Raw genomic sequence first — 23,733 nt, 5'->3', positions numbered from 1 at the left:
CTCAAGAAAACCATACTGTTTTGCCACAAATATGATTATAGCAAAATCAGCCGAAAACGAAAAGATGAGTTAAATCAGGCATCAAAGGACATATTCGAATGCAATTGCTCTATTATACGCGCAAATGCTATATTATACATGCAAATGCTATAATAACAGTGCAATAGCTTTATACACAATGCAATAGCTTGTTTAATATTGTAAATGCAATCTGTAACATTGCTTATTAATTGATTATGAAGTATACTGTGACCGAAAAAAGCGAACTTTCTTGTAAGAAGGTTTGTAAGAAGGGAGTAGTTTGTATGGAAAAGATCCAACGAAGTGGACATGTGCGAAAGAATGTTAACCGCATTGTTTCGATGATATGCTCAGCAGCCATGCTGATGAGCACAGTTCAGCTGTCGATGCCGACTGCTGTATACGCAGAAGCAGCAACCGAAGCTCCGGTTTCGCAGGAAACCCAGCCTGCAGTTCAGACGGAGACGCAGCCGGCGGCTCAGCCCACAGCTCAGCCGGAGACCCAGCCAGCGGATCAAGAGGAGACCCAGGCTGCAGCGAAGACGGAGACCCAGCCTGCAGCTCAGCCGGAGACGCAGCCTGCGGCGCAGCCGGAAGCCGCTCAGCCCGCATCACAGGCCGCTTCGCAGAAGGAAGAGCAGGCCGCAGCACCGGGCAGCAGTGAGACGGCTCCGAAGGCTGAGAAAGAGACTGAAGAGCGTGAGACGGCTTACGAAGTTTCAAAAGCGGCAAAAAAGTTCGTATCAGATGTCTCCACCCTGAACTGGGACAGCATCAAGGCGCTGCGCAAAACGCAGTTTGAGGCGGACGCTTCTTCAGTACATCATCCTGAGGATGCTGCACTGAAGAATGCGGCGTCGAACGCAGACCAGGCTATGAAACAGTCCCGTGACAGCCTGGCGGCGCTTCAGCGTGCATATTCAGCATTATCCAGGGAAGATCAGGCAGATCAGTCCGTGAAAGAGGCGGATCAGAAGCTGGAAACTGTTGTCACGAATCTGAGCAATTATGAGAAGAGTTATTTCACGGACAAGGTGAACGCGCTGGATTCTGCCGAGGTTCTCAGAATCAGCCAGGCGGCGGTCAACGCAAAAGCTGCGCTGGATGCCAATGAGGATGAGGCGAAGAAGGAAGCGTTTGAGAAAGCTTTCAACGATGCGGATTATGCGCATAAGCAGTCACAGGCAGATCTGGACAGTCTCCTCAACATCTACAATCAGTTCTCGGATGAGCAGAAGGCAGATGCAAAAGTAGCAGCCGCTTACGAGGCGCTGACATCCCTGAACAGTCAGGCAGCGGCGATTACAGAACCGGAAGCGTCTGAATCGCCGGCTGAGACGGAGACAGAAGAACCTCAGACAGAAGGAACCGAGACGGATGAATCCGTAGCAGATACTTCTGCTCCTGCAGCAGCATCCGCGAAACTTGCAGGCGCGAGAAGAGCCCCGGCAGTAAAAACGAATGAGGCTTCAACACCGATCATCGGTACAATAAAAGGACAAGATGCGCTTGCAAATGATATCCTTTTTTCTGCGGTGAACGATACAGATTTCTTCCAGTTCACTGTAACCGTTAAAAAGGAGAACGGAAAAACTGAACTCTACACAACTTCGCGCTCCAGCGAGGACTGCCATGCCAGCGTTGACTTCGATTACAACTTCACGATCACCGGTATTCAGCTTGATGCTACAGATAAAGTGAAGGTGAAGTGTATTCCGAATCCATCAATCAGTAGCTATAGCTTTGAATCGACGGAATCCGATGCCACGCTGAAGGATGGCAAGGGACAGGTGGACACACCCCTTGAGCTGAGCATTGCTAAGGATGATGTACAGATTCGTGACGTTGTCATTGGAGATACAGGAACGACGTCTTACAACGGATCCTGGTCAATTGCGGATAAACAGGGCCACACGTACGGCAGTAATATTTCCTTCCGGGGGACTGACAAACTGACATTGCCTCAGGGGGCAGCATTCACTGTCAATGCTTCACGGGACGGGTATATTCTGTCTACGCTTTCTACTGCTTCAATTAAACGTACGGACAACAATACCAGTGCCGGCTCTGTACAAAACACAACGCTGAACAGTGCTCTGACATATGATTTTGTCTGGGTGAAGAAAGCATCGGATGAGGAATCCAGCTTCACCAAGACGTGGCTGGACGATGGGACGGACACAGAAACCCATGAGAAGACTCCGAGCCTGGTGACGCTTCAATATCAGGTTGCCGGTGATGACGGCGAATGGAAGGATGTCAGTGAATCGGATTTGCTTGTTCCGTCAGGATCAATTACGCAGACATCCAAAGCAAATAGCAATAAGAGCATCTATACGCTCAGCTACTCGGGACTGCCGGAATATATGGCAGTAAAGAATAGCGATGGTACCTCCTATACGCAGAAGAAGATTTCTTACCGCCTTGAGGAGAAGGAAGTTCCATCCGGCTACAGCAAGGAAAGCGATGGACAGAACCTTGTCAATACGAAAGAGTACACGCTGAATGCCACAATCAGGTGGCAGGATTCTGATAATTCAGAAGGGGCAAGACCCAACACAGATGAATTGTCGCCGGACAGCATTAAGAAGCTGATCCAGATTTATAATGGAGAAAGTGATCAGCTGGTATCCGTCGATCAGGGGAACATCCAGGTTACTGATCAAAAAGATGGAACATATACCATCACCATTCATGGTCTTCCATCCTATGCCGGCACCATGGACAACCCGAATACTTACTATATTAAGAAGTTTGATATTCCAGATAAAACGGCTGCCGACGGTAAGAATCTTCATTACACAACGCTGATATCCAACAAATCCGGCGTGCACGAGAACAGTGAAGATGCCTGGAATGGCGCTACGATCACCTTTACCATCTCCAAGACGATCGACTTCTCGGAAAAAAAGGTGTGGGAGGATGTTTTCCCGTCTCTTCGTCCGAAGACGATGCTTGAGCTGTACCGGTATACAACAAACCCTCAGAACATGGAGCTGGTGTCTGTTAGGGAGACACCAGATAAGGGGGTGAGGCCAGAAACTGACCTGCTCAGCTACAAGGATCTGGATGCCTATGACAATAACGGTCGTCAGTATCATTACGTCCTAAAGGAAGTCATTCCTGCTTCGGATGATGGAAATTACGAGGCGATCTATAAGGATGCTTCGGGGAACGAAACGACGCTCGGCTGTCCGAATGGCGGAACTGTTCTAAACAAAAATGTAAAAAATACAACCAGTATCTCGGTACAGAAGCACTGGGTTGCCAAGGGTACAACCTTAAAGGTCGCAGGTTATACAGTACACGTCGGCCTGAAACGATACACAAAAGACCCTGATCAGGCAGTAATCGTCAAGGATAATACCGGAAAACCGCTTGTACAGAAGATCGACGGATTTGCTGACTATAATGATCTGACGGCGGGAACGACCTTCAGTGATCTGCCGATGATCGACGAAAAGGGTGAATTCTATACCTATGTTCCGTATGAGATGCCAGAGCAAAACTATATCTCAGCGGGAGATGAGGATGGTACGCTGGATGTAAACGATGCTTTTACCATTCGGGATGCCAGCGGTGAAATCGACACCTACCGTGTCACGGAGGTTACTCCCGCTAATTGCGAATCACCAACGAAAAAAACCAGAGTCGCGGAGATCACGAATACGCTGGGCGGCACGATCCGGTTTGTGCTGAGCAAAAAATGGCTTGCTAAACCGGGAAAAACTTCGGTTCAGTATGCAATCCATCGTGTGGATCCGTATGGGAAAGAAGAGGTTCTGGATCATGAAGGAAAGTGGGTTGCCCTGGCAGACGCAAAAGAGACTTATACGGGTGAGCTGACGGGCGCTGCAGACAAGACAGACTGGGGCAGCACGTATACGGACATTGTTCTGCCGCTGTATGACGAGAATTCGTCCCGTTATACCTACTTCGTCGACGAGGTGAATGATAACTCCCGCCATTACTTTGACTATACTCTTACCCAGGATGATACCGGCAGGGCAGACCTCGTTGAATCCGTTGCGATAACAAACAACAATGTCAACGGTGACGGCGATGGTCAGAACATGGACGTTGACCTCTACAAAACATGGGTCGACGGCGGCGATACTTCCACGCGCCGTCCGGTAGTGATCAAGGTTTTCCGAGTCGATCAAGGGGGAAAGGTGGATCGTCCAACAGAGTGGGACGACCAGGGCATTGGCGTATACACACTGTCCGCAGATAATGGATGGCATGTCACCAACCTGTTTGGTTTTAGTGGAGAGCAGCTAACAACCTATTTCGGCAGCGAAAAGAATGGAGTAAGGACTCTTACTGACGAAAATGGGAACACACGCACATTTGACAACCTTCTCAAGAATAATATCGTTTACCGCGAGGTGAAGGTCGGAGATACGGATGTTCCTGCAGGCGACAGCTGCAGCTATGACAGCTATACCACCACGCTGAGCGCTGGAAACGACATTAAGGTCACACAGAAATATAAGGTTACCTATACCGGCAACAACGACAGCGAAGTGAAGAACGTCAAGCAGGGCAGTGTTGTCTACGAGATCAATTCGAAATGGTATGACGGTCACTACCTGAAGGGGCGCCCGGATGTAACCTTCAACATTACCCGAGACGGAGATCCATATGCGATCTGCGTGGTGACTGCAGGCGATGATGGCAAGGTCTCGACGAAGGTCACCATCGACGGGAAGGATGCCGTAGAAGGGAAAGATTATACCTTTGCGCTGGGGCAGGGCGACAGTCTCAATGACTATACGCTTACCTTCAATAATTTCCCGCTGTATAACGAGGATGCTGGGACAAGATATGGGTATGCCTGCACGGAAAGTCTGCCTGAAGGCAGCGGTTACATCAATAACAGCCAGCTTGATCCCGGATTCCCGAGGACAACAACTGGCGCAGACGGTGAAAATAATGAGAACCTGAAGATTACGACTAGCTTCAGAAACCGCCGCGTGGACCAGTCTGAGAAGATTTCCTACACAAAGATCTGGGAGGATCACAACAACAGCGAAAACATTCGCCCGGATGTCACGCTGAACCTGGCGGCACGGGTGAAGAGCGCAAGTCAGATTGAGGCAGCAGGCGGAGATGAGGAGAAGCTTGACCTGATCCCGATTTCCGGCGATACCTACATGGAAGCCGTATCCGGACAAGAGAATACTTATAGATATACCTTTGCACAGAGTATGCCGAAGTATGTCACGAAGGATCTGGTCAATGCCTCGAACGATGCGCTGACTGATGATGATATCGGCGCCGAGGTTACCTATTATGCTTCCGAGACGATGACCGGCGACGGTGCGGAGCGTTATAAGGAGAAGGACACGCCGGCTGAGGGAACAACTGCTATCCAATCCGGGGACAAGACATATCTTGCCAATGGTTCTATTTTCACAAATACCATGTTCGGTACAATGGAGGCCAGTGGTACAAAGGTTTTCAGCAATGTCCCGTATGACATGGAAAGCGACCCGCTTGTCATGCCGCAAGACGGCTCCATCATATTTACACTGACTCAGAAAAGTGAGAAGGACACTGGAAATGGTTCGACGTACACGGTAAATGGTAAGCCAGCGACGGCCAAACTGGTCGTAAAGAATGGTTCCTACACCTTTGCATTTAAGGATGATCAGGGCCATACACTGAAGATTCCGAAATATGATGATAATGGGAATCCATATATCTACAGTGTAACAGAGTCTTTTTCGGATGATAAAGCCGTTGCGTTTAATCAGGTTTTTCAGTTGACGCATGTTTCCAGAGACCTTGAGGTAACGAACAGATACATAGCAGGACGACGAAGCATTACGGTTACCAAGGAGTTTGAAACAAGTGGCTGGACGGATGATGAGATCAAGGAAGGGAGATACCCGGATGTCGAGTTCACACTTTATCGGGTGAAGCCTGGTGCCACTTTCAATGAAAACGACAGCAGTCAGAAGTTGCAGACAAAAACAATACCGGGGACTGACTTCAAAAACAATAATGGTAATGTAACGTTTGCCTTTAACAACCTCTATGATCTGACACCGAGTGGGCAGCGTTTTGCTTACTATGTGGTTGAAAAACCAATTAACGGTTATACTGTGTCCTGCTCAGTGAATAAAGGGGACTGGAACCAGACTGATACAGCTGCCATGCAGAGCGATGACGGGAGTAAAATCTACGATGAGGTTTCCTTTAAGAATGACTATCAGAAAGATAACCTCATCACAATCAGCGCAAACAAGAAATGGAGTCCAGAAGGAATCCTCTCTTCTTTAAGTGATGTTAATAACAGTGATCTTACTTTCAGCCTGGACGGACTTGTTAATAATGAAAGCAATCATGCTGGCAACGTAAAGTATGCTCAGGGAAAAGATTTTTCAGTCAAGTGGGATAATGCGCAGGGTGACAGCGCGTTTACCATTATGGACAAGGATGGTAATAGTCCGCTGGAACTTCGCCGCTACACCTCGCTTGGTGAGGCTTACGTGTACCGTATTACGGAAGACACCACAACGGATGTCTGGAAAGCCGGGGGCAAGCTGCAGAATTTCAATTGTGCTACTGATGGTCATTTTGCCCAGAAATGGTCAACTGATACTTCTTCATCTCAATCCAATCCTTTAAATCTCGGTACGATTGAGAATGTTTATGGCCGCACTTCTCTGGTTGTAACCAAGCAGTGGGATGATAACTCGAACAAGAACGATATGCGTCCGAGAAGCATCACAGTCAAGCTACAGTACAGCACAGACGGCAGCAACTGGACGGATGTAAACGCTGATTTTCTGCACAGAAATTCTTATGATGTGAGCTGTGATATAAACAGAGGATCGCTTTCAGATGGGGTGGATTTAAATGGCGTCACCTATCAGCTGAAAGAGAAGGTTAAGGATGAGAATCGTGCGTGGACAAACTGTCTCACATTCCGGAACCTGCCACTGTATGAGAATGGGAAGCAGTATCAGTACAGGGCTGTTGAAACGGCCATTGGCGGAGACGCTATTGATGATAATGTTGCTGCTTCTTATCAGTGCATCAACTCGACAAATACTTTTAACGAAGGAAGCAATGTTTTCATATCCACGCTACGCAACAAGCTGCTTCCCGCGTCAGTGACTGTTACAAAGACATGGGCGGACGATTCTGACAAGTTTCTTGCACGGCCTGAAAGCCTGACCTTATATCTGCAGAGAAAGGTAGGAAAAGGAAATTGGGAATACGTAAGACACTCGTCGGACAACTCTCTGTATACCGTTGTCATCTCGTCTGCGAATAACTGGTCATATGCAGAACAGGATACGCTTCCTAAAGAAGATACCCAGTCCAATACGTATACCTACCGTTTTACAGAAAAGGCGGAAGGAGCTGCTGGAACGGAGAATGACGACAGTGTCAACGATGTATACAGTGTCAACGATGTTACAGTCACCGCTCAGAATGGAAATATTTCTTATACCGGCAGTGAGAAAACAACTGATACGGGTTTAAATGCAACAAAGACAGATATAACCAATACGCTGGATACAACTTCTCTGACTGTAGAGAAGAAGTGGGCATCGGAAGATGGCAAGACCCCGGTAACGTTCCAGATCCAGTATCAGGACAAGACAACCGGCAGTAGTTGGACCGCATTCAAAGGTGTGACGCTGACACTGAACGAAGCTAACACATGGAAAGCATCGCTCACCAATCTCCCGAAGCGCGGCAAGGATGGGTCCGACCGTTATTACAGAGCCGTTGAGCTGGACAAGAATGGAAATACCGTCAACTTCACGGATAACGGAACAACCATTTCGTCAAAGGATGGAGCAGATGGAGTCCGGGATTTTGATCTTGGTACAGGCATGTTCCGTTCCGTATACACGCTTGAAGTCGGAGAGAATGGAACGACTGAGACGGTTACGAACATCAAACGTACCACCGTCAATGTAACCAAGACGTTCCGGGACGGTGCAAACCGTGAGGTTTACAGACCGGCCAGCCTGACGATCGCTTGTGTATCAGACAATGAGGATGCGAACAAGCATACCCGGACAGGTAATGTTACAGCGACAGCTTCGACAAAAACTGTTAGCTCGACGACGGATCTGTACACGTACAGCTTTATCGTTGATCAGTATGACCGTGATGGTAAGAAGCTGGACTACAAGATTACAGAAACATTCAGCGGGAATAACCAGGGGCAATATCAGGAGACGGATGTTCTGTCAAAGTCGGCAGATACGGAAGTAACGGTACTGCTTCACACGGATACCGTGGATGCCCAGGAAGCCGATACAGCAGCAGTCACGAATCAGCATGACATCTCCGTATTTGATCTGACGCTGAATAAGACGTGGAATGACTTTTACAACTTCTACAATGAACGCCCAGACAAGATCACGGTAACACTGCAGTACAGCACGGACGGAAGCAGATGGAACACGGTTAAGAATCCAGAAACAAACGTTACAGACAAGGACTACGCGACAGCCTACGCGACAGATGTGACAGCCGGCTATTCGACCGATGTGGCTGCAAAGACGCTGAAAGTAGACGCGAATGGATCTGTCAATGCGGCTGATGCGACCTGGCATAACCTTCCGGTCTATGCACGCGTAGGTGGCCAGCGGGTGGCTCTGCAATACCGTGTGCTGGAGAGCAAGGTTACCGATTACAACAATGATGGGACAAAAGCTACTTCCGCTGTTACCGGAACAGATGAAAAAGGTGCTGTCAAGAACTCTACCGTGTCTCTTGAAAACACCCTCAACACGACTTCAGTTACGGTAACGAAGAAGTGGATGGATGACAACAACTTCAACGGACAGCGCCAGAGCATTGAGGTTCAGCTGTATCAGAACGGAACTGCAATAAAGGATGATGTTCTGTACCAGGGAAAAGCGCTGATTGAACTGAAGACGAGTGGTACGACTGCTGAAACGTCTGCTTATACGTTCCAGAACCTTCCGAGACAGGATGCTCAGGGGAGAAACTATACATATACGGTAGATGAAGTGAACGTTCCAAGCGGCTACACGAAGTCTGTAAGCGGGACGACCATCACGAACAGGCTGACCCCGGTAACAGCTTCCGTCAGCGTGACCAAGGACTTCGGGCAGAATGACTGGACGAAGAAGGCTCCAAAGGGTTTCAGCTTTTCCCTGACGCGCGGCAGTAATGACACTCAAAAGGTGACGACGCCGATGCCTGCTGGAACAAATGGCAATACCGCAACCGTTACCATCAACAAAGATACGAAAGATCTGACGGCGGCGTTTGCGGCAATCAGTTATGACCACATCGGCGAATATCATTACACACTGACCGAGAACAACGGCGGTGTGGACGGCGTTGCCTACGACTGGGACGACAGTAACAATAAACAGCGGACGCACAACGTCACAGTGATAGTAAGCAGGAAGAGCGATAATACACTGGCGGATTCTGTGGAATATGATGGAAAAGACAGTCTCACTGTGAAGAATGCCTTCTATGGTACGTCAGCTTCCATCAGCGTGACCAAGGACTTTGGGCAGAATGACTGGGCGAAGAAAGCTCCAAATGGATTTACCTTTACACTGACTGCAAAAACAAACACGGCAGGAGTTACTACACCGATGCCGGAGGGTGCCGCCGGTGGAGTAGTGTCAAAGACGGCAACAGCGTCTCAGCATACGGTTGATTTCGGCAGCATCCGCTACGAGAAGACCGGTACATACACCTATACGGTTCAGGAAACCGCAGGCGATGAGGACGGCATCACCTATGATACAACACCCTACAAAGTAGAGGTTGTTATAACGAAAGCTGCGGATGCCTCCAATAAGCTCAGAGCGGCGGTGAAGTATTACGGTAAGGACGGGAAGGAATTAACCGACGGCCTTACCGTGACCAATACGTTTACACCAGTCAGCGGTGAACTGAAGGTTCGAAAAGAGTTCAACGACTGGTCAAAGGCAGGCAGCTTTACATTTGACCTGACACCGGTAGAAAATGCACCGATGCCGGCAGATGCAAAGGCTGGGAAGAAGTCTGTAACCGTAAACGATGGTTCCGCAGCAGGCTTTGGCAGCATGACCTTCGAGAAGGCAGGCACCTATACCTATCATATTAGAGAGGAAAAGGGTACAGCGTCCGGTGTTCAGTATGACACGCAGGAGCACACGGCAGTTGTAAAGGTCGAGAAAGGTACAGCAAACAAGCTTTCCGTCACTGAAATTACCTATGATGGGAAGAAGGCAGACAAGCTGACAGATCCGCTGGTTATTACCAATACGTTTACTCCGGTTCAGTCGAATGTCGCGGTCACAAAGGAATTCAATGGCTGGACAGACAAAGCGTATGGCGATTACTTTGCCAATACGAAGTTTACGTTCAACATCTCGGCAGTGACGGCAGGCGCTCCGCTTCCAGAAGAAAACGGAAAGAATGTTCTCACTGCAGAGGCTGGCAAAACGGTACCGACAGCGACCTTCAAACCCATTACCTTTGTGAAGGAAGGTACGTACACTTATAACATAAAGGAGGATAACGATCACAAGGACGGCATTCTCTACGATGGAAACACGCATACGGTGACGATTGTCGTATCGAAGGACAACGATAATAAGCTTACTGTTTCGTCCATCAAATACGACGATACGAATAACAGTGCGACGAATGACGATACGCATAACAGTCTGACGATCACCAACACCTATACACCGGCTGTGACTGCGGATCCGATTCAGGTAACCAAGAACTTCAGCGACTGGACCAGGACAGAAAAAGGCTTTACCTTTACGCTGACGGCCGGAAGTAACACGGCAGGGAATGGCGAGGACGGAAAGGCCATTGCCACCCCGATGCCGGCTGGAACGAATGGAACGAGCATGACAGTAGATGCTGTAAGTGATGAAAAGGCAACCGCTGTCTTCGGAAAGATCACTTACAGAAAGGCAGGTATTTATCATTACATCCTCACGGAGGCAAACGGTGAGGAAGACGGAATCACTTATGACACGGCGGACGGTGATTCGACAAAGGCAAAGGAGCATCAGGTCCAGGTTAAGGTAGAGAAAGATTCTGCGACGAATGCCCTGACAGCTGAAGTTACCTACGATGGCCAGACGAGCCTGACGATCACCAACACCGTTGCTTCGGAAACGGCGCATATCCAGGCAAAGAAAGACTTCAATGACTGGAACAAGTCAGCGAGCGAATTTACGTTTACACTGAAGGCAGATAATTATTGCAAACCCGGTGAAACGGAGCCAAGTGATAAAGTGACGGTTCCGATGCCGGAAGGCGCAAAAGACGGAGCTGTCTCCGGAAAAGCAACCTCTGCTGCTCCGAACGTAGATTTTGGCGCCATCACGTACAAGAAAGCCGGCACGTATCACTACACCATCACTGAAACCAATGATGGCAGGGATGGTGTCAGCTACGATGCAAGGGAGCATACGGTTACCGTTACAGTCTCAAAGGCTTCGGATCGCACGAACAAGCTGTCCGCATCCGTGAAGTATGACGGAAACCAGGACAGCCTGACGATCAGCAATACCTTCACAGCGGTAAAGGCTTCCATCGGCCTTACCAAACAGTTCCTGAATAAGGATACGAAGGAGAACTGGCCGGTCGATACGAGCTTCACGTTCGATCTGAAGGCGGATTCGAATACGGCAGGCGTTGCGAAGAATCCGATGCCGGAGGTTACTGCAGTCACGGCAACGAAGGATCAGCCGACTGTAAGCTTTGGCAATATCGCCTTCTGCAAGGCCGGAACGTATTACTATACAGTGACGGAGCGCAACGGACAGGTTGACGGGGTCAGCTATGACGCTGCTCCATACACGGTGGCGGCAGTTGTCTCGAAAGATTCGAACAACAATGCGCTGACTGCAAACATTTACTATGATGTAACAAAGAATGATAAGGGAACGGTACCGCAGGATGCTAAGACGTCTCTTACCATCAGCAACACCTACACGCCTCTGAAACAGACGCTGCAGGTGACGAAAGCCTTCAACGGATGGAACGACTGGAATCTTTTCGATGATGACAAGTTTACATTCACGCTGACACCGGAGACAGCGGGTGCACCGATGCCGTCAGGAGAAAACAGCGGTAAGGCAACGGTTTCAAAGGAATCACCGGAGGCAGTCTTTGGTGAGATTACCTACACGAAGGCAGGAACCTACGAGTATCAGATCACGGAGACAAATGACCATCTGGATGGTGTTTCCTACGATACAACAGCACATAACGTACTGGTTTCTGTATCGAAGTCGACGGATGCCACAAATGCACTGAGCGCGGTTGTGAAGTACGACGGCAAGACTTCTCTTACTATAACGAATACCTTCACGCCGGTGCATCAGAGCCTGAGCGTCTCCAAGAATTTCAATGACTGGACGAAGGCGCACAGTTTCACCTTTAATCTGTCCGCAAAGGATCAAGCTCCGATGCCAAATGACCAGAAGGGAGCGACAGTATCCGTCAGGAAAGACAGCACCGCAGACAAGACCACAGGGTATCCGTCCGCCGCATTTGGTCAGATTGAGTTTGACCGGGCCGGAACCTACGTATACACAATCACCGAGGAAAACGGCGGAGCGGACGGCGTGGATTACGACACGGACGGCAGCAAGAAGCCGACGCAGCATGAAGTCAAAGTCACGATCGCAAAGGACAAAGACACCAATGAACTTTCTGTTGCATCGGTTGACAGCCTGACCGTGCGGAACACGTATACACCTGCAACTGCACATGTGGAGGTGACCAAAGACTTCAACGACTGGAGTAAGGCAGACAGCTTTACATTTGACATCGCGGCAGCAGGAAACACAGCGAAGGATATTGACGGAAATGAAGTAAAAAATCCGATGCCGAAGAATCCGGATGGAAAGGAGGTAACCAGCCAGAGCGTCGATCAGGATCAGCTGACAGCTGTCTTTGATGACATGACATTCAAGTACGCAGGAGTCTATACGTACACGATTACAGAGCGGAACGATCATCGTGATGGTGTAAGCTACGATGTGAATCCTCACACCGTAACCGTCACTGTTACCAAGTCAGACGACGCAGTCAATGCGCTTTCAGCCGTCGTTACCTACGAGGCGGCGAATGACAGCGACATCGTGCCGGAGGATAAGAGTTCTCTTACCATAAAGAACACATTTACCCCGGTCAGCATCGCGGCGGATGATCTTTCCAAGAACTTCAACGGATGGACAGATTCCAAGAAGTACGGAAACTTCTTCGATGATGTGACCTTCGATCTCGTTCTGAAGCCGGTAACCAAGGATGCACCGATGCCGGAGGGCTCAGACAAAGAGGCAGTCGTAACCGCGACGAAGAAGAATCCGGCGCCTGACTTCCGTGAGATGACGTATGTCAAGGCTGGCACCTACGAGTACACCATCCAGGAAGTAAATGGCGGAGTGGACGGTGTGGATTACGATACCGATGGTACCGGCAAGCCGACCGTTCATAAGGTGGTCGTAACCGTAACGAAGGCAGATGATGCAACCAATGCGCTATCCGCAGCCATTTCCTATGATGGCAAGGATCAGCTTGAAATCAAAAATACCTTCACACCGGTTGATCCGCCGCTTCATGTAACCAAGAGTTTCAACGACTGGAGTAATGCAGACAGCTTCACCTTCAACATCAAGGCACTCACAGAAGGGGCGCCGATGCCGGTGAACCTGACCGCGACAGCAACGGAAGCGGAAAAGACAGCTGAATTCAGGAACATTGAATTCTGGGAAGTTGGCAAGGGCACTTATGAGTATGAGATTTCGGAGGTTAATGATGGAATCGATGGAATTGCCTATGATACGAATGCTCATAAGGTGGTCATTCAGGTAACAAAGGCAGACGATGCGACCAATGCTCTGAGCGCTGCAGTTCTTTACGACGGAGTGGAGGAAGCAAAGGATGACAGCACGGGACTTACGATCAGAAATACCTTCACTGCAGCAACAGCCGTTCTCAAGGTCACCAAGGACTTCAACGACTGGAGCAAGGCGTCCAGCTTCAGATTTGATCTGAAGGCAAAGGGCAATGCTCCGATGCCGGAGAGTCAGAATGGTGATGTTGCGGAAGCAACAAAGAAGAACACAACAGTAGCGTTCGGCGAGATCGCATTCGACAAGGCCGGGACGTACAGATACATCATCACCGAGGAAAATACCGGTGTAGACAATGTGACGTACGACACTGCAAAGCACAAGGTGGAGGTGACCGTCGTCAAGGACGAGAATACCAATGCGCTTACTGTTGAGTCTGTGAAGTATGACGGGGACAGCAGTCTGACCATCCGGAATACATACACAGCCCCGGCAGCCGGGAAGTCCGTCAAGACCGGTGATACCACACCGCTGAATGGCTGGACGGCAATGCTTCTGGCAGCGATGTGCCTGGGCTTCGTAGCCATGGAGGAACGCAGACGCCAGAAAAAGAACCACAACTAAAAAGGCAGGCTTGACACATTTAGAGCCTTGGCAGTAGAATCAGCATGACTGTGAAGGTGTGTAAGTAGCTGTGCAGGACCATCCAAAGAGAGCCGCCTGTTTGCTGAGAGGGCGGTGTTGACCGGCAGAGTGAATTTCAGCATCGGAGTCTTCCGCGAAAACGGCAGGCAGCATGGACGATCAGACATTTGCACGTGCTGCAGATGCAGGATAAGCGGATGCATCCGCCGGCATACAGGCGGTTCGAGTGCAGAGGACCCGGACATCCGGTCTTCTGAAGATGGGTGGTACCGCGGATTAGAGATTAACCCGTCCCAGAGTAGAATCTGGGACGGGTTTCTTTTTGCAGATAAGTCCCAGCCGCCGTGAAAAGGACAGAAAGAGAGAGGTTATGGCAGATTTAAATCAGCTTCTCGGCAAGATTGCCGAGGTCAGGGATGCGATCAAAAACAGCGCAGACGGCCTTCAGGACAGAAGGGCTGTCTATGAGACGAGAAAGTCATTTCTTGAGAAGTCGGGCAGAATCGGCCAGCTCATGAAGTACATGAAGGAGATCGAGCCGGCGCAGAAGGCCGATTTCGGCAAGAAGGTCAACGAGCTCAAGAGCTGGGCCGTCGATTACTTCGACTCGCTCGATGAGAAGATAAAGCAGAAGGAACTTCAGTCCCGCTATGAGAGCGAGAAGATTGACATCACGCTGCCTTCCACGCACAGACAGGTCGGCTGCCTGCATCCGGTCACGCAGGTCCGGAACCAGCTGATCGATGTTTTCTCGGGGATGGGCTTCACGATCTACGAGGGTTCCGAGATCGAGAATGATTATTACAACTTCACGGCGCTGAACACACCGAAGGATCATCCGGCGAGAGACATGCAGGATACCTTCTATCTGTCTCCGGAATTCCTGCTCCGGACACAGACGTCCTCCGGACAGATTCATGTCATGGAGAAGCAGAAGCCGCCGATCAAGATTCTGTCTCCCGGTAAGGTGTTCCGCTCGGACGATGACGCGACGCATTCTCCGATGTTCTCCCAGATGGAGGGCCTTGTCGTCGACAAGGGCATCACGCTGGGCGATCTTCAGGGGATGCTGGATGTCTTCGTCAAAAAGATCTATGGGGATGACACCCGCACGCGTCTGAGACCTTCTTACTTCCCATTCACGGAACCGTCCGTGGAGGTCGATGTGAGCTGCTTTGAATGCGGCGGCAAGGGCTGCAATTTCTGCAAGCACACCGGCTGGATCGAGGTGCTGGGCGCCGGAATTGTCAACCGGAAGGTCCTTGAGAACTGCGGCATTGACCCGGATGTGTACTCGGGTCTTGCATTTGGAATCGGCATCGAGCGGACAGCCATGCTGAAGTACGGCATCAACAATATCAAGCAGCTGTTCGAGTCCGACATCAGGGTGCTCAGCCAGATCGATGATAACTGAACATACGTGGGATTCCAACAAGAGCAGCAAACCAGCCGAAGGATGAGACTGGGAATGATAGAAGGAGATTCAGAATTATGCTTGCACCACTTAGCTGGCTGAAAGAATATGTAGAGATCGATGTGACGCCCGAGGAGCTCCAGAAGAAGCTGTTCTCCTGCGGGTTTGAGGTGGAGGAGCTTTATCAGGTCGGGAAGGATATATCCGGCATTGTGGTCGGCCTGGTTGAGACCTGCGAGCCGATCGAGGGCACGCACCTTCATTTGACGACGGTCAATGCAGGTGAGAAGGGAACCTTCCAGGTCTGCTGCGGCGCGGACAACGTTGAGGCAGGAAAAAAGTTTCCGCTGGCGCTTGTCGGCGCGACGGTCTATGAGACCGAGAAGGATCATGTGACGATCAAGGGAACGGCGACCATCAAGAAGGGGAAGCTGCGCGGCTATGAGTCTGACGGAATGCTCTGCTCCGGAACCGAGCTTGGCATCGGGGAAGACTTCTATCCGGGCGCGGGCTACAACGGGCTGCTGGTTCTGCCGGACGATGCAGAGCCGGGCGCGGATGTGAAGCCGATCCTCGGTCTGGACGACTGGATCTTCGATATCTCGATCACCGCGAACCGCCCGGACTGCCAGAGCATCTTCGGGATCGCCCGTGAGGTCGCGGCGGTCCTGAACAAGCCGCTGAAAAAGCCTGCCATCGACTACCATGAGACAGATGTGAAGAAGGACGGCTTCAAGGTCACGGTCGAGGCACCGGATCTGTGCCCGAGATATGTGTCGCACTACATCTACGATGTGAAGATCGGTCCGTCCCCGGCCTGGATGCGCCGCAGGCTGGCACTGTGCGGGATGAACGCCATTTCCAATATCGTGGACATCACGAACTATGTCCTTCTGGAAATGGGGCAGCCGATGCATGCCTTCGACGAGGATTTCCTTCGCGGAAACGAGATTGTCGTCCGCCGTGCGCATGCGGGTGAGCACATCGTGACGCTCGATGAGCAGGACTACGAGATGAACGAGAACAACCTTTGCATCTGCGATGGAGAGGGTCCGGTCGCCCTGGCAGGTGTCATGGGCGGGCTGAATTCCGAGATCCGCGACACGACGAAGGGCGTAGTGTTCGAGTCGGCGAAGTTCATGCGCGACAACATCCGCAAGACCTCCAGAGCACTCGGAAAGCGCACGGACGCTTCTGCGAAGTACGAGAAGGGCGTCGATGAATATACGACGGAAATGGCGATGCACAGGGCACTCCATCTGGTGGAGGAGCTTGGCTGCGGCAAGGTATCATCCACGCATCTGGATGTCAATACCGGCAATCCAGTCACACCGCATGAGATGACCGTCTCCATCCAGAAGGTGAACGGCGTCCTGGGCATCCGGGTGCCAGATGAGGAGATTCTCCAGATCATGAAGAATCTCGACTTTGCCCCGGAAATTGACGGTGACAGCCTGAAGCTCCAGGTTCCGGCATACCGTACAGATATAGAGAACTACCCGGACATTTCCGAGGAAATGATCCGGATGTACGGCTATGACCACATCAAGCCGACCTTGCTTTCATCGGCAAAGGTCACGGCAGGCGGGCTGACGGTGAAGCAGAAGACCGAGCTTTCCCTCAAGAGAAGACTCTGCGCTGAGGGCATGTACGAGGTGATGCACTACTCGTTCTTCTCACCGGCCGATCTCGATCTGCTGAGACTGCCTGCGGATGATCCGTGGCGGCAGGCGATCCCGATCCTGAATCCGATCAACGAGGATCTCTCGATCATGCGGACCACGCTTGCGGCATCCATGCTGCGCGCCGTCTCACGTAACCAGAAGGCAGGAAACACAGAAGGGAGACTATTCGAGGTCGCAAAACGCTTTATCCCGAAGAGCCTGCCGCTTGCAGATTATCCGGATGAGCGCGACACCCTCTGCGCCTGCGTCTGGGGCGACAGCGAGTCCTTCTTCACGATCAAGGGCATCGCAGACGTTGTCGCGGAAAACCTGCAGCTTCATTTTGACTATGCGCCCGGCAAAAAGCCGTTCCTTCATCCGTACCAGTGCGCGGACATCCGCCTTGGCGAGGAGACGGTCGGATACCTCGGGACCGTCAGCTACGAGGTCGCCGGCGAGCTGAACTTCCAGAAGAAGGCCTACATCCTGGAAATGGATCTCCAGTCGCTCGAGCAGTACTATGGAAGAAAACCGAAGTTTACGCCGCTTTCGAAGTTCCCGGATGAGAAGCGTGACCTTGCGCTCGTCATGGACAAGAAGGTGACCTGCGCCGAGGTGGAGGACTGCATCAAAGGCTCCGTGAAGAACATCGCGGATGTGAAGCTGTTCGACGTCTATGAAGGCGCGCAGATTGCGGCAGACAAGAAGAGCATGGCTTTCACGATCACCTTCCGCCCGACGGATGAGGAGCTGACCGACAAGATGGTAGACAGCTGGGTGAACAAGATCCTCAGAAAACTGAAATTCATGCTTGATATTGATCTGAGAGCCTGATACGCATCATCATATCGAATAGAAAGACCGCTTATCCTGTTCACAATACGGGATAAGCGGTCTTTTTATGTGCAGTAAAGTTGGATAAAAAGGATAAATAAAGTGAAGAGTACTTGAAGGAAATATAAGCATATGATAAAATAAAAATCGTTTGACAAATCTATTAATTAATAATAATTAATATTTCAAATGAAGGATACATTTTAGTATTTGAAAACTATTTTGTGGCGCCTGTTAAAGGCGGCGGAAGGGAGATTTTTATGAGAAAAAAGCAAAAGGGGGGGGTAGTAGCACTCTCTGTCATTCTTGCGTCCAGCTTATCTGCCCCATCAATCGCGATGGCAGCAGAAACAACAGCACCGGAGACAAGTCAAGTCGAAATCAGTGCTGAAGTGGACACTGCGGCAGCGGAACAGCCTGCAGCTCCTGTTACCAATGAACAGCCTGCAGCTTCTGCTTCCAGTGAGCAGCCTGTAGCTCCTGCTTCCAGTGAACAACCTACAGCTCCTGTAAGTGAACCCGTTTCCAATCAGCAGGCGGTAGATCTTTCCACAGGAAATGCGGACGCAAACGATACGGAATCAAGTGCGAAAACAAGCTCCGATGTGGATAGCAGCAATTCCGGTAATTCCAGTGATGCCAGTAATTCTTCTGAACCTGCTGAAAAAGATACGCTTTCCAGTGAGCAGTCAAAAGAGGCAGGGAATAATACCGGGGAGGATCAGAAAGCTCCACAGCAGGAAGCGCAAAATGGTATTGAGGAACCTGCAGTAGATTCAAAAACGACTGCCCCGAACAATGTCAATACAGAAGTTTCAGACGATGACAAGCAGGGGTCGGATATTTCTTATAAGGCTAATGCTACCATCTGGGGGATGGAATTCCCTGTCGCTGACAGTACTGCCACGATCAAACCGGAAGATGCCAATAGTGTCAAGACGCTTGGTGATGTGTCTAAAGATTTTAAGGGTACCAAGTTTGGAGAAGTCAAGGCTGGTGATCTCGTCGTGAAGGGAGACATGTCCATTGAGGGAGACACTGCCAAGGATGCTGCGCACGACGTGGAGAAGGATTCGAAGCATGATGTTAAGGCTGACCTGGACGTATCGGCGATCCATACGGCGATCGAAAAGTCTGCAAGTATGTTGAGTGATACATATGGCGGTGAAAACGCAGCTAAGGCTGTATATGTGAATTTTTTAGAGACAGGTCTTCGTTCGACTTTCAAGTTTGGAAACGGCCTGAACGGCGAGTTCTACGTGCCTGTCTCTTTGGAGGATGCCCAGGCGCACTATATTCTGTCTTCCGCTGATGGTTCTCCGATGATTTTCCGGATCAACTACTCTACCTCCACATTCACCAAGGATGAGGTCAAAATTCTCATGGATCTCGACCTGACGCACATGAAAGAGCTTAATACGACCTATGATGGCTCCAGCAAAGTACTTTACGGTGAGAATGGAGTCAAGGAGAACTTCAACCACACCGACGATGAATACGGCAGCACATACGACACCAGTACCTTCGGCAATTTCAAGCAGCTCATCACGTCCTCAGCTAAGAAGATTAGCCTCGTGCTCAAGGATGTGCTGTTCCACTCTGCAACGGGCAACAGCAAGACTACAGAAAACGACAAGGAGACGACAACCACTACGCAGGGCTCCATCGACGGCACGTTAGTCGGCTACATGAAGGCCAACGTCGGGCATAACCGCGTCAAGGGCAATGTCTCTTACGTATGGGGTGCCATGCAGGATGCAGACGGTAAGGATGTCAATGCAACTGACGATCATGTAATGCTGACCGCACAGTTTACTGAAACCACGCCAAAGAATCAACCGGAAACCCCGGATACACCGAGCACTCCGGATACGCCAACTACCCCGGATACGCCGAGCACCCCGGACACCCCGAATGCGCCAAGCACGCCGAGCACGTCAAGTACCTCGGATACAGTAAGCACTCTGACTACGCCAAGCACCCCGGACACACCGAGTACACCGAGTGTCAAGAAGCGCTCAACTACCCACAAAAAGGTGAATCAGCCGGAGAATGTCGTCACAGAGAGCAAGATGCCCGAAAGTCCCGCAACAGGGGACACAAGCAATCTCTACTTGTGGTTCCTTTCAATGATCGCCTCCTTCGGTGTATGTGTGACAAGCTTGATTCATTTTGGAAAGAAGAAAAGCAGTCGTTTTCACGATTAAACGATAAGGATTAACACCGAATATCAGAACATCCGCAGAATGCCGCTTATCATGTAATACTGGTAAGCGGCATTTTATATTTTTTCAGCAACAAATAAAAATTGCAGATGCAAGGTTGAATATTGTTTTACCCTCTGAGTTTCGCTATAATACGGTCTAAAACACATAAAGATACAAAACACCGGCCGAATGTTGCATGCTCCCGGACGAAAGTGGGACAGCACGCAGGCTTCAGGGGCAATGCCGGGAATACCCGGCGCCACGAGGAGAAAGTGTATGTTTGAAAAGAGAAAATGTTGGACCGGATGGACGCTGGCGATGGCGATGATGCTCAGCCTGGCACCACAGGGAGCGATGGCAGCGGAAATGACGCCGCCAGCGGTTCAGGAGGCGTCTGACGCCAGTTCTTCTGCTCCCGGTGAGACGGTGGAACCGGCGTGGAGGCTGGATCATCCTCAGGTCAGGAAGGTGGCACAGGAAGCAGCGGAGAGGAAACTGTTCAGCCGGGAGCTGATGCATCGACGAGCGGTGCAGGTGAAAACACACAGTCAGGAGTTGATGCGTCGACGAACAGCACAGATGAAACTGTACAGGCAGTGACGGATACGTCAGAGGACAGCACGAAGGAAAACACGGAGGAAAACGTCCAGCCAGGAACAGAGGCGTCTGGGAACGTAGGAAAGAACACCGAGTCTTTGACAGAATCCGGGACGGATGAGTCGTCTTCCGAGGCAGACGACAGCACTTCTTCTTCAGAGAGCAGCTATCCGGCTGTGGTGCTGGAAACAGTGGCAGATGACGGAACCTCCATAAAGATTGACGCGCCGGAAGGAGCATTTCCGGAAGGAATCCACGTTACCGTGAAGGCAGTCGAACCGGATCAAATCCTGGATGCGCTTCGGACGGCGGCGGACGATCCTGAGCTGGCCGCAGAAGATGTTGCCGCCTATGATTTCGACTTCTGGCTTGACGACGGAACACAGCAGATCGAGCCGAAGAAGGAGATCGCGGTTCAGATCGGGCTTCCGGAGCTTGAATCCGGGGACACGGTCAGTGCCTGGCATCTGGACAGCGAGTCGGATGAAACCGCGGAAAGTGAGACAGTGACGGCGGAAAGCGATTCCGGAACGGCAACGATCACATCGGATGTATTCTCCATTCATGCGATTGTGGTCCGGAGACAGGCAGAAAGTGAAGTGAAGATTGGTTATGATGGCACCATTCATTCAGTGACCGGGCCTGACAATTCGAAGATCATTCTGTTCTGCATGAACAATGATCTTCATTGGCCGCACTCGACGCCGGACACTCCGAATGTGCCGAATTACAAGAAAACCACGATCGAGGAGTTCTGTAAGGCGAACAAAATTCCGAACAATGAAACATTGGCTCAGAATGTGGAGAATGTTCTCTACGCGGGATATCCGTACAATGGCTATGGACTCTATCAGGTCGTAGGTCAGGCTGTCTCGCTGACAGAAGGTGAGTTTAACCAGTTCCTGGATCCGCCGGCGTATCTGCGCACAGACTTCCCGGACAGCGTTGGCAACAATACGTTTACCTACGCTGACCGCAATGACGCGTCAAAGAGGGCGCTTCTCGCGAAGTTCTTTCAGGAGTCAATGAAGTTGTATCCAAACGGCAGCACATCTTCTGGGGTGCCTTATTCTCAGCTGACAGCACGTCCCTTCTATAGAGCTGCGTTCTGCATGGTGAACACGGATTCGCCGATCGATGAATATTCAAAGCTTTATATCAGAGGTTCCTATGTCACGGAATCACAGGCGTACAAAAGCACATCGAACGCCATCTGGACGTTGATGTTCAATAACAGCGTGCCGAACAATACGGAAGTCGCGCAGGATGCTCTGACTACCAAGCTGCTGGAAACCGCTGAAAATGACAAGATTCTGAAGCAGGCGCCGTCTTCTGGCGACCTTACTGTGTCGGGCGGTACCACTTTCCGATATAGTTCTGAGGACGGGAAATGGCACACGGACCCGCTGAAGCTGTCGGCTCCGGCTGGATATCTTACACCGTTTACGCTCTCCCTTCCGGACGGAGTATCGGAAGAAAGTGGCCGAACACAGGTCACGGTCGGGGAAGAGTTCTCACTGGTTTCCGCCTCCCCTGCATCGAGTTCGACGATTTCTCTTTCAGCAAAGGTTCCGTGGATGGACGGGGACCTGAAGGTATATGAGCCAGTGGAGAACGGCTCCGCATCAGACGGAAAGGGCTACCAGAACATGGTTGGCGCTGTGATCAAGACGAATGAACTTTCGGTGTCGGCTACGCTCACCCGTACGGATGAGTACACAGACCTCACCTTCAAAAAGAAGTGGGAGGATCATAATAACCAGGACGGGCTCCGTCCGGCTACAACGGATTATGCATCAAAGCTTCATCTGATGAACGGCAGTACGGAAGTGAAGGATGTCAAGCCGACGGTGACGGACAACGGGGACAACAGCTGGACAGTCGTCTACAGCGGTCTTCCGAAGTACGCTGGCGGCACAGCGATTGCCTACAGCGTGAAGGAAGACAGTGTGAGCGGGTATACGGCGGATGCAGAAATGGTAGCAGATGGCGGAACGTTGACAAATACACACAAGGTGAAGAGTAATACGACGTCAACCAGCGAGACAAACCCGACGAATACGCAAAATGTACAGCCCGGCACAACACCGACCATCGAAACAAACCCGACAAATACACAAAAAGAGACAGCTACTACAACGCCGTCCAGCGAGACAGATCCAACGGAAAGCAGTATAAAAACGTCCGGCGGTGCAGGTACGGCGGCAAACGGTTCAAACACGAACAGTTCTGGATCGGCTAAGACTGGGGACAACTCGGCGCTTGAGCTGTATGGACTACTGAGTGCGTTATCCATGGCAGCATTACTCATTCTGTTAGGGATGAAACACCGCAGAAATAAAGCATAATCGGGAAGCAGAGGAAAATGCCATAAAAAACCGGAGCACCGCTATATGTGATATGCTACCCCCAAGTAGGACAATGAAATATAAAACCTACTTGGGGGTATTTCTATGTCTAGGAAAAGCAAAATTGATCCGATAGAAAAAGTAAAGATCATTGAACGGCTACTGGCAGAAGAG

Annotated in this window: 6 protein-coding genes; all 6 read left to right on the top strand. The window is 50.6% G+C overall.

Going from position 1 to position 23,733, the window contains the following annotated elements:
- The first annotated feature begins 386 nt into the window (after window positions 1-386).
- The 6 genes from FYJ35_RS03785 (at window position 387) to FYJ35_RS14955 (ending at window position 23,559) form a co-directional block, all read left to right on the top strand.
- Window positions 387-14,474: a Spy0128 family protein gene (locus tag FYJ35_RS03785; protein ID WP_205839700.1), complete on the top strand. Its 14,088-nt coding sequence runs from the start codon at window positions 387-389 to the stop codon at window positions 14,472-14,474.
- A 391-nt stretch (window positions 14,475-14,865) separates the two neighbouring features.
- Window positions 14,866-15,909, top strand: coding sequence for a phenylalanine--tRNA ligase subunit alpha (gene pheS / locus FYJ35_RS03780; protein ID WP_154523409.1), 1,044 nt, complete (start codon window positions 14,866-14,868; stop codon window positions 15,907-15,909).
- A 77-nt stretch (window positions 15,910-15,986) separates the two neighbouring features.
- The gene (pheT, locus tag FYJ35_RS03775) at window positions 15,987-18,407 is read left to right on the top strand and encodes a phenylalanine--tRNA ligase subunit beta (protein ID WP_154523406.1); all 2,421 of its coding nucleotides are present in this window, start codon (window positions 15,987-15,989) and stop codon (window positions 18,405-18,407) included.
- A 260-nt stretch (window positions 18,408-18,667) separates the two neighbouring features.
- Window positions 18,668-20,614 (top strand): ribonuclease E domain-containing protein, encoded by a 1,947-nt coding sequence (locus FYJ35_RS14375; protein WP_205839699.1) that lies wholly within the window; start codon window positions 18,668-18,670, stop codon window positions 20,612-20,614.
- A gap of 276 nt (window positions 20,615-20,890) precedes the next feature.
- Window positions 20,891-21,214: a hypothetical protein gene (locus FYJ35_RS03765; protein ID WP_154523403.1), complete on the top strand. Its 324-nt coding sequence runs from the start codon at window positions 20,891-20,893 to the stop codon at window positions 21,212-21,214.
- Window positions 21,211-23,559 (top strand): Cna B-type domain-containing protein, encoded by a 2,349-nt coding sequence (locus FYJ35_RS14955; protein ID WP_154523400.1) that lies wholly within the window; start codon window positions 21,211-21,213, stop codon window positions 23,557-23,559. The genes FYJ35_RS03765 and FYJ35_RS14955 overlap by 4 nt, the downstream gene beginning before the upstream one ends.
- Window positions 23,560-23,733: the final 174 nt, after the last annotated feature.

The organism is Porcincola intestinalis, assembly GCF_009696445.1.
Classification (GTDB): domain Bacteria; phylum Bacillota; class Clostridia; order Lachnospirales; family Lachnospiraceae; genus Porcincola; species Porcincola intestinalis.
This window is presented reverse-complemented; position numbering and strand designations above follow the sequence as displayed.